1 protein-coding gene is annotated in these 265 nt (G+C 54.3%); it reads right to left on the reverse strand.

Annotated elements, in window-relative coordinates:
• Nucleotides 1–265, reverse strand: a 265-nt coding sequence (locus tag HJW02_RS13020; RefSeq protein WP_208050680.1) for a hypothetical protein, incomplete at both ends; no start/stop codon positions are given.

The raw sequence follows: 265 nt of genomic DNA on the forward strand, positions 1-265 counted from the left end.
CGTCGTAACTGATTTCCCAGATACCTGTCGAGGTCCTGATGCGGGTCTGGTTGCCGTCGGCGTCGTAGACGGGGGTAAAATGTTCTTCTCTCCCGGCAATCTCCGCGTACTGGTTAAGACAGTTGGCATCGTAGGATACTTCCTCTTCCAGTTCCCGGACTGTTTTGCGGTTGCCGATGTTGTCGTAGGAATAGATAAAGCTTCTTCCCCGGCTGATCCGGTCTTCGACCAGCTCGCTGCGGCTGTTGCAGGTGAAGTTTCTGGT

It is taken from the genome of Akkermansia sp. GGCC_0220, from assembly GCF_017566105.1.
GTDB lineage: Bacteria > Verrucomicrobiota > Verrucomicrobiia > Verrucomicrobiales > Akkermansiaceae > Akkermansia > Akkermansia massiliensis.